The following is a 9,175-nucleotide window of genomic DNA, read 5'->3' as shown; positions in this document are numbered from 1 at the left end:
GACGGTGGGTGCACGCTCGAGTCGACGTCGACTCGAACCCCCAGATCGCGCAGGCGTTCGGTGTGCAGGCCATCCCGACGGTTGTCGCCGTCGCTGCGGGCCAGCCGCTCGCCGACTTTCAGGGTTCACAGCCGGACGAGCAGTTGCGCAAGTGGATCGACGCCGTCGAGCAGGCAACCGCAGGGAAACTCAGCGGTCCTCCCGGTGCAGAACCGGCCGAGGAAGCGCCTGAGGAGGAAGATCCGCGGCTCGTTGCAGCCGAGCAGGCAATCGACGACGGTGATTTTGATCGGGCGATTGAGGTGTACCAGGCGATCGTCGACACTGAACCTGCGAACGCCGATGCGGTGGCGGCACTGCGCCAGATCACGTTCTTGGCTCGTGTACAAAATCTCGACGACGATGCGGTGGCGAAGGCAGACGCCGCGCCCGACGACATCACCGCGCGGATCGAAGCTGCCGATGTCGAACTGTCACAACAGAATCCGGAAGCTGCATTCGGACGCCTGATCGATGGCATCAAGCGCACGACCGGTGACGAGCGGACGCAACTACGCACTCGACTGCTCGAACTGTTCGAGTTGTTCGACAAGGCCGACCCGGTAGTGGTTGCCGCTCGTCGCAAATTGGCTTCGGCCCTGTACTGAAGGATTGCAGTACCGACAGCTACTGGTAGCGCACGTTGCAGGTGTCCTGACCGCCGAGCACTCCCGAGCGGAACGCGTCGACGCGCGAAAAGCCGCTGGGGAGGGTGACGCCATTGACATCGCTCGCAGTCAGGCCATCACTCAACAATCCTGATACCGCTTCGTCGAGATCGCCGGGGGAGAGCCATACTTCGAGCCCGGAAGCCTGTGGATTCTCTGCGCTGAGCCCGGCCGTGATGACTCCGGACAGGCACGCCGAACGCAGCGCTGTCTGCGGGGTGTCGAGTGGTTGCCCTGCGGCGCTCTGTACGGCCAGGGTGTAGCGCGAGGCGAACAGGACGTAGGCGGAGTAGTCGCCGGACACGTTGAGCGGAATGATGTCCTCTCTCCGAGGCTGTTCCGCGGTGCCGAGTTCGGCCAATGCGTCGACGTTGACCCCCAGCGCGTTGGTGGACGCGCAGTACGACACGGGCTCGGTGGCGGTGCCGTCCGGGCACCCGATATCGGTGCCCTCGTAGGTGACCGCCGGCGGATTTTCCAGTTGGAGAAGGCTTTCGAACGACCGCACGAAGGCATCGAGCGATTCGACCGTGATCGGAAGTTCGCCGTCGTCGTCTGCGTCGCTGAACTTCTGCGGGAGCTCGGCACGCCGCGAATCGATTTCGCTCTCGTCGATCGCCAGGCATGCTCCCGCGCCGTCCGTGAATCCGATTTGAACGGCCGTCACTCGCTCGAAGGCCGAACCGTGTACCGACTCGGGGTCGTTGGGGTCGACATCGCGAACGGCCACGGTTGCAGCCAAAACACCGTTGAGCCCGTCGGATGTGTTGATCGTGAAGTGGGGCGCGTTGCCTTCCGCAACGTGCCGGATGAACGCGCCGGCGAAGCAATCCGCTTGCTGCTCGGCCACGATGGTCGGTGTGTCGTCTCCGACGAGACCCGACTGGTGCTGAATCGCGTGTCCGTACTCGTGGGCCATCACCATGACCACGGCCATGGGACCGAAGGCGTCGACGAGGGCAGGCAGCAGAATTGTGCGGTCCCAGCCGATGGTGTTGTCCCGAGTGCAGTACGCAGCATTCGGAACGCCTCCCGTGCGCAGACCACAGAACCGGATGCCGTCACCGTCGTCCTGGCCTGCGTCCCACGAAATCAGTTCCGAGACCGGCGTGAACTGCGTGGTGAACAATTCCGGATAGGTCTGCGTCCAGTACCGCTGAATGTCGTCGATCGCATTCGTGGCCAGAACGTCCGAGTCGGTGCCCTCGGCGTTCCGCACATCGAGACTCGAGTTTCGGGCACCGGGCCGAGGACCGCTGGGGCCGTCGGTGACAGGAAGCCCAGCGACCGTGAACGGATTTTCGTAGATGGACACGGCACGGCCGTCGACGCTCTGGCTGCACGACGCGACAAGCGTCAGTACGGTCAAAGCAGCCAGAGCGGTGAGGGCGGTCATCCACAGTGTGTGCCGGGTACGACCGCCACTCATCTATCTCTCCAGTTTGATCCAGATCGCACCGTTGGCGGGAAGTGCAACCTGGGCTGACGCCGGTCGACCGTGCCACGAATGCGAAGTTGCGGTTACCTCGCCGAGATTGCCGACGCCACCGCCGCCGTACGAGATCGCATCCGTGTTGAGGATCTCTGTCCAACGTCCAGGTTCCGGTAGTCCGACACGATAGTCCCCGCGGACGACTCCTGAGAAGTTGAAGACACAGGCGACGACCGAGCCGTCCGTGCCGTACCGCAGAAAACTGAGCACGTTGTTCTCGGTGTCGTTGGCGTCGATCCATTGGTAACCACTCGGCGACGAGTCCAGCGTCCACAGCGCAGGCTGACTGCGGTAGACCGCGTTGAGGTCGGTGACCAGGTTCAACACCCCGCGGTGCAGACCGTGGTCGTTGTCCTGGTCGAGCTGGAACCAGTCGAGGCTGCGCTCCTCGGACCACTCACGGGTCTGCCCGAACTCCTGGCCCATGAACAACAACTGCTTGCCGGGGTGCGCCCACATGTAGGCAAGCAACCCTCGCATGCCCGCGGCCCTCGAGTGATCGTCGCCGGGCATGCGCGTCCACAGAGTTCCCTTGCCGTGCACGACCTCGTCGTGACTGATGGGCAACAGGTAGTTCTCGCTCCACGCGTACACGGCCGAGAACGTGATCTCGTGGTGGTGGTATGTGCGGTGGATGGGATCGCGTCCGAGGAACCCGAGCGTGTCGTGCATCCAGCCCATGTTCCACTTCATGTTGAAGCCGAGCCCGCCGACGGAAGTAGGGCGCGTGACGCCGGGCCACGCGGTCGACTCTTCGGCGACGGTGACCACTCCGCGGAACTTCTTGTGCACGGTCGCGTTCATTTCCTGCAGGAACGACACGGCCTCCAGATTTTCGCGACCACCGTAGATGTTCGGCGTCCACCCGCCCTCGGGACGTGAGTAGTCGAGGTAGAGCATCGACGCGACCGCATCGACGCGTAGGCCGTCGATGTGGAACTCGTCGAGCCAGAACAACGCATTGGCAACGAGGAAGTTGCGTACTTCGCGGCGACCGAAGTCGAAGACCAATGTGCCCCAGTCGAGTTGCTCACCGCGCTGCGGGTCTCCGTGCTCGTAGAGTGCGCCGCCGTCGAACCGTGCGAGCGCCCATTCGTCCTTGGGAAAGTGCGCCGGAACCCAGTCGACGATGACGCCGATGCCCGCCGCGTGCAGGTGGTCGACGAAGTATCGGAAATCGTCGGGGCTGCCGAACCTCGACGTGGGTGCGTAGTACGAGGTGACCTGGTAACCCCAGGATCCGCCGAAGGGGTGCTCCGCCACCGGAAGCAGCTCGACGTGGGTGAAACCGGTCTCGAGGATGTAGTCGGCGAGCTGGGTGGCGAGCTCCCTGTAGTCGAGCCCCTGACGCCACGACGCGAGGTGAATCTCGTACACGCTCATGGGAGCGGCCGTCGGTTCGATCTCTGCGCGCTTGTCGATCCAGTCGTCGTCGGACCACTCGAAGTCGGAGCTTGTGACGACCGACGCCGTCGCGGGCGGGATCTCGGTGGCGAACGCCATGGGATCGGCCTTGTCGCGAGTGACGCCGTCGGACCCGTGAACGCGGTACTTGTAGATGGTGCCCGGCGTGAGGTCGGGGATGAACAGCTCCCAGACGCCGGTCGAGCCGAGCGCCCGCATCGGGAAGCTCTGGCCGGTCCATCCGTCGAAGCTCCCGATGACGGTGACGCCCTTGGCGGCCGGTGCCCAGACCGCGAACGAGGTACCGCTCACGTCGCCGTCGGGCGTCGTGTAGTTCTGTGCGTGCGCGCCGAGGATGTCCCACAATCTTTCGTGGCGACCCTCCCCGAACAGGTGCAGGTCGAGCTCGCCGAGAGTGGGAAGGAATCGATACCCGTCGGCGGACACCGTCGTGTTATCACCGGGCCAGGTGACCGCGAGTCGGTAGTCCATCAACTCTTCGAATGGAACGAGGCCGGAGAACAGCCCGTGCGCAACGTGCGTCAACGGATAGTCTTTGCCGCCGATGCGGGCGACAACCGACTCCGCGTTGGGCTTGAGAGCCCGAATTGCGGTACCGCCGGGCACCGTGTGCGCACCCAGGATCGAATGCGGGTTGTAGTGCTTCCCCTGCGCCAGCAGGTCGAGGTCGTTGCTGCTGGGCGCAGCGATGTCAGGTGTGGTCGGATTCTCGGTCACGTTGATTCCCACTCACTTCCGGTTGCCGCGGTAGGCCAGTTCGAGTCGTGCCGGGTAGGGGACAGTGGGCAATGCCAGGATGTGCGCCACTGCCTTCCAGGGCTCGAGGCGGACGAAATTGGCTTGTCCCCAATGGAATTGCTGGCCACTGACTTCGTCGGTGACCGTGAGGCTGTCGTGCCAGTCGAGACCGATCTGTGGCATGTCGAGCCAGATGGTCCCTTCCTCGGGGCCGAACGGATTCAGATTGACCACCACCAACACCGAGTCACCGGTATTGGCGTCGAATTTCGAGTACGCGATGATCGCATCGTTGTCCACGTGGTGAAAGTGAATGTTGCGCAATTGCTGAAGCGCGGGGTGCGCCCGTTTGATCGCGTTGAGCGTGGTCAACCAAGGCTCGAGTGATTCACCCCGGGCAAGGGCGCCCTCGAAGTCTCGGGGCCGGAGCTGATACTTCTCCGAGTCGAGGTACTCCTCGCTGCCCGGGCGGACGGCCTGGTGCTCGTACAGTTCGTAGCCCGAGTAGACACCCCACGTCGGTGACATGGTGGCTGCCAAAACCGCTCGAAGCGCGAACATGCCCGGGCCACCGTGTTGGAGACTCTCGTGCAGGATGTCCGGCGTGTTGACGAACAGGTTCGGGCGGGCGTCGTCGGACCGTCGGGCGTGCTCCTCCGCGAACTCCGTGAGTTCCCACTTCGCCACTCGCCAGGTGAAGTAGGTGTACGACTGCGTGAAGCCACGCATGGCGAGTCCGTACATGCGGGCCGGCCTGGTGAACGCTTCGGCCAGGAAGAGGACGTCGGGGTCGGTCTTCTTCACCTCCGCGATGAGCCATTCCCAGAAGTCCGGTGGCTTGGTGTGCGGGTTGTCGACCCGAAAGATCTTGACTCCCAACGACACCCAATGGCGGACGACTCGCAGTACTTCCTCGTAGATGCCGCGTCGATCGTTGTCGAAATTGACCGGATAGATGTCCTGGTACTTCTTGGGAGGGTTCTCGGCGTAGGCGATGGTGCCGTCCGGCAGAACGGTGAACCACTCGGGATGCTCGGCGGCCCAGGGGTGATCGGGCGCCGCCTGCAGTGCCAGGTCGAGTGCGACCTCGAGGTCCAGCGCGTTCGCCGCGTCGACGAAAGCACGGAAATCGGCTTCGGTGCCCAATTCCGGATGGATGGCGTCGTGCCCGCCGTCCTTGGAGCCGATCGCCCACGGAGAGCCGACGTCATCGGGCCCCGGCGTCAGAGTGTTGTTCGGCCCCTTGCGATTGATCGTGCCGATCGGATGGATCGGAGGTAAATAGACGACGTCGAAGCCCATCCGCGCTACACGCGGGAGCTGCTCGATCGACGTCGCGAACGTGCCGTGCCGCGGTGTGCCGTCGTCGTTCCACCCGCCGGTCGAGCGCGGGAAGAACTCGTACCAGGAGCCGTTCAAGGCGCGGGCGCGGTCGACCCAGATGTTGATGGCCGTCGATCGCGTCACCAACTCCCGAAGCGGGTAGTCGTGCAGCAGCTCGGTGACCTCGGCAGCGAACGCGGGAGATACCCGCGCAGGCAGTTGACGGTCCGTGTCACGCAGCGCGGTAACGACATCGTCGAGCAGGGCGCGGTCCTCGTCGGGGACTCCCTCGGCCGCCTTTTCGAACACCCGTGCGCCGATTTCGAGGTCGTTGGCGAGTTCGGCGGCGCTCTGACCGACACCCAGCTTGGCCTCGACGGCGTGCCGCCACGTCGACACCGGGTCGGACCACGCTTCGATCCTGCATATCCAGTAGCCGGGGGCCGTAGGGGTGAATAGCGCATCGAACGAGTCGGGCTCACGCCCCGGCATCATCGTGATTCGTAGAGGGGTGTGTAGTCCTGGACCTCGGACCGCCAGTGTCGCGGCGACAGCGTCGTGGCCTTCGCGCCACACGTCTGCCGACACCGGAAAAGCTTCGCCCACCACTGCTTTCGCGGGGTACTTTCCGGTGGCCGTGTCTGGAAGGACATTGTCGATACCGAGTCGACCTGTCACTTCACGCTCCGTTCTTCGCTCAGTTCATACATGGTCGGCGAGCTCTTTCGAAACAACCGTAGTGCAGTTGTGGTGGCCGTGCCGTTGTCGAACGAGATCTTCAAGTCGAGACAGGCACGCCCCGGGGTGGGTAGGGTTCGAGCCGTGAAAGCTTTGCGTCGGTTCACTGTCCGAGCCCACCTGCCCGAGCGTCTGAATGCCCTCGCAGAACTGTCGACAAACCTCCGCTGGTCGTGGCACTCGGCCACCCAGCAGCTGTTCGAGGAAATCGATCCGCTGCTCTGGGTCGAGACGGAACGAGACCCGATCGGCCTACTCGGCGCCGTGGCACCGTCCCGCCTGGAATCCCTGGCGTTGGACGATGCGTTCGTCGGCCGCCTCGACCGGCTGGCCGCCGACCTCGGTGACTATCTGAGCAAGCCGCTCTGGTACCAGAAACAGCTGCAGAACGGACGGTCGCTGCCCGTCGGTATCGGCTACTTCTCCATGGAATTCGGTGTCAGCGAAGTGCTGCCCAACTATTCGGGCGGCCTGGGAATCCTCGCAGGCGACCACCTCAAAGCGGCGTCGGACCTGGGGTTGCCGCTCATCGGCGTCGGCCTGCTGTACCGCTCGGGGTACTTTCGGCAGTCGCTCACCGCCGACGGCTGGCAGGCGGAGCGATACCCGTTGATCGATCCGCAGGGCCTTCCTCTGCGGCTACTGACGGAATCGTCCGGAACACCCGTGCTCATCCACGTCTCGATGCCGGGTGCACGCGTACTCCGGGCTCGCATCTGGATCGCGCAGGTCGGCCGGGTACCGCTGTTGCTGTTGGACTCGGACATTCCGGACAACGACCCCGAACTTCGCGGTGTGACCGATCGTCTCTACGGCGGCGATCAGGACCACCGCATCAAGCAGGAGATACTGGCCGGCATCGGCGGCGTGCGTGCAATTCGCGCCTACACCCGGCAGAACGGTCTGCCGGACCCCGAGGTCTTTCACATGAACGAGGGCCACGCGGGCTTCCTCGGAGCCGAGCGCATTCGAGAGTTGATGACCTCGGAGGGGCTCGACTTCGATTCGGCTCTCGCGTCCGTTCGCGCCGGAACGGTGTTCACGACCCATACTCCCGTCCCTGCCGGCATCGACAGGTTCCCGGCCGATCTGGTCCGCCACTACTTCGGCAGCACCGATGGGTCCACCGACTCTGCGTTGCTCCCGGGCTTGCCGATGGAGCGGGTTCTCGCGCTGGGCGCCGAGGCCGATCGCTCGGTGTTCAACATGGCGCATATGGGCTTGCGGCTCGGCCAGCGGGCGAACGGCGTCTCGAAACTTCACGGCACCGTCAGTCGCGGAATGTTCAGTGACCTGTGGCGTGGCTTCGATCGGTCCGAGGTGCCGATCGGTTCGGTGACCAACGGTGTGCACGCACCCACCTGGGCTGCCCGCGAGTGGATGGATCTGGCACACGAGATCATCGGACCCGAAGCGCTGGAAGAAGCGCGTGGCTGGGAGCAGCTGCGCACTGTGCCCGCGGAGAAATTGTGGGCCACGCGTAACGAGCTGCGTGGCCAACTCGTCGAGGAGGTTCGGCGGCGCGTTCGCCGATCGAGCCTCGAACGTGGTTCGACGGCAGCCGAATTGAGCTGGACAGCAAAGGTGTTCGACCCGAACGTGTTGACCGTCGGATTCGCGCGACGGGTACCGACGTACAAGCGGTTGACGCTGATGCTGCGGGAGCCCGAACGGCTCAAACGGTTGCTCCTCGATCCCGAACGACCGGTGCAGCTGGTCGTGGCAGGCAAGTCGCACCCCGCCGACGACGGCGGCAAAGCGCTCATCCAGCAGATAGTCCGCTTCGCCGACGAGGCCGACGTGCGGCACCGCATCGTCTTCCTTCCCGATTACGACATGTCCATGGCGCGGTACCTGTACTGGGGTTGCGATGTGTGGCTCAACAATCCGCTCCGTCCGCTCGAAGCGTGCGGTACGTCCGGAATGAAGTCCGCACTCAACGGCGGGCTCAACCTCTCCATCCGAGACGGCTGGTGGGACGAGATGTACGACGGAGAGAACGGTTGGGCCATCCCGACGGCGGACGGAGTCACCGACGACAACCGCAGGGACGACCTCGAAGCGGCCGCGCTGTACGAACTGCTCGAACAAGCAGTGCTCCCGAAGTTCTACGACAGAACCGACGGAGTCCCGACCAGGTGGATCGAAATGGTTCGGCACACCCTCGAGGACCTCGGACCGAAGGTGTTGGCGTCGAGAATGGTGCGGGACTACACGCTCGGCTACTACGCGCCCGCAGCCGAAGCCGCCCGTTCAACCGACGCCGACGGTCACGCAGGAGCCAAGGACGTTGCTGCCTACCGCCACCGCGTCGAACACGCATGGCAATCGGTCGAGGTCGTTCAGGTCGACAGCGAAGGCCTGCCGGACACGCCGGTGATCGGCGCAAAGCTCTCGTTGCGGGCGTTCGTTCGGCTCGGTGGATTGACGCCGTCCGACGTGGTGGTGCAAGCGGTTCTCGGCCGGGTCGACGACGAAGAAAACCTGACCGATGTTCGAACGGTGACCATGGACCACGCCGGCACGGACTCGCTGGGCGAAATCTTCGCGACCGACACGGTGCTACCGGTCAGTGGTGCCGTCGGCTACACCGTTCGGGTGTTGCCACACCATGCTCTCTTTGCCGGCGACGCCGAACTGGGGCTGGTGAAGACTCCGATCGGCTGACGCGTCAGTCGCCGTTGCCTGCCAGGCGAGTCAGCGCTTTGCGGACTATCTCGGGGTCGGACGTCTCCCAGAACGGCGGAAGCGA

Annotated in this window: 5 protein-coding genes; 2 read left to right on the top strand and 3 right to left on the bottom strand. The window is 64.2% G+C overall.

From position 1 onward, the window contains the following. Window positions 1–647, top strand: a 647-nt coding sequence (locus tag WBQ44_RS03430; protein WP_495565338.1) for a tetratricopeptide repeat protein, incomplete at its 5' end; no start/stop codon positions are given. A 19-nt stretch (window positions 648–666) separates the two neighbouring features. Here WBQ44_RS03430 and WBQ44_RS03425 read toward each other — a convergent pair. From WBQ44_RS03425 to WBQ44_RS03415, 3 genes are read right to left on the bottom strand one after another with little or no spacing between them, the layout of a single operon-like run. Next, window positions 667–2,136, bottom strand: coding sequence for a neutral zinc metallopeptidase (locus WBQ44_RS03425; RefSeq protein ID WP_495565337.1), 1,470 nt, complete (start codon window positions 2,134–2,136; stop codon window positions 667–669). Continuing rightward, window positions 2,137–4,341, bottom strand: coding sequence for a 1,4-alpha-glucan branching protein GlgB (gene glgB, locus WBQ44_RS03420; RefSeq protein ID WP_495565336.1), 2,205 nt, complete (start codon window positions 4,339–4,341; stop codon window positions 2,137–2,139). 12 nt (window positions 4,342–4,353) lie between these two features. Beyond that, a complete protein-coding gene (locus WBQ44_RS03415; RefSeq protein WP_495565335.1) occupies window positions 4,354–6,363 on the bottom strand; it encodes an alpha-1,4-glucan--maltose-1-phosphate maltosyltransferase in 2,010 nt (669 codons plus the stop codon). A 144-nt stretch (window positions 6,364–6,507) separates the two neighbouring features. Between WBQ44_RS03415 and glgP the strand changes: the two genes are divergently transcribed. Then, window positions 6,508–9,090: an alpha-glucan family phosphorylase gene (glgP, locus tag WBQ44_RS03410; protein WP_495565334.1), complete on the top strand. Its 2,583-nt coding sequence runs from the start codon at window positions 6,508–6,510 to the stop codon at window positions 9,088–9,090. The last annotated feature ends 85 nt before the right edge of the window (window positions 9,091–9,175 follow it).

The organism is Rhodococcus sp. (in: high G+C Gram-positive bacteria), from assembly GCF_049591685.1.
GTDB lineage: Bacteria > Actinomycetota > Actinomycetes > Mycobacteriales > Mycobacteriaceae > Rhodococcoides.
This window is presented reverse-complemented; position numbering and strand designations above follow the sequence as displayed.

Bases quoted from the DNA above. Each gene is read 5' to 3' on its own strand.
- WBQ44_RS03425 (WP_495565337.1), bottom strand. From the start codon at position 2,136: ATGAGTGGCGGTCGTACCCGGCACACACTGTGGATGACCGCCCTCACC.